The following is a 508-nucleotide window of genomic DNA, read 5'->3' as shown; positions in this document are numbered from 1 at the left end:
AAGAAGTTGTCGGTCACGCCGATGTCTTCGCGTCCCAGCACCTCGCGCCAGATCGCCAGCAAGGTCGCCTGAGTCTGGTTGGCGGGACCAACCAGCTGACGTGTCGCCTGTTCCTGCTGTGGCTGAGGCAAGGCCTTGCGGTCGACTTTGCCATTGGGCATCAAGGGCAGGCGTTCCAGACTCACCAGCGCCGATGGCACCATGTAACCGGGCAGGCGTGTCTGCGCCACTGCACGGATGTCGTCATGTGCTGCCGTGCCGACCACATAGCCGACCAGACGTTTGCCTTCGCCCTCGCCGCACAACTCCACCACCGCGTCTTGCACGCCAGGAGTCTGGCGCAGCACTGCTTCGATCTCACCTAGTTCGATGCGGAAGCCGCGCAGTTTTACTTGCTGGTCGATACGTCCGAGGAAGGCGATGCTGCCGTCCTCGCGGCGCCGGCACAGGTCGCCGCTGCGATACAAGCGTGCGCCGTCGGCGCGGTAAGGATCGGGAATAAACTTCT

At 63.2% G+C, this 508-nt stretch carries 1 protein-coding gene; it reads right to left on the bottom strand.

Annotated features, from left to right (window positions below):
- A partial coding sequence (locus PMI16_RS24910) for an AMP-binding enzyme (RefSeq protein WP_007884811.1) occupies positions 1 to 508 on the bottom strand: 508 nt, incomplete at both ends.

Source organism: Herbaspirillum sp. CF444, from assembly GCF_000282135.1.
GTDB lineage: Bacteria > Pseudomonadota > Gammaproteobacteria > Burkholderiales > Burkholderiaceae_D > Herbaspirillum.
The sequence above is the reverse complement of the archived record's forward strand: the minus strand, read 5'-3'. Positions and strand labels throughout refer to the sequence as shown.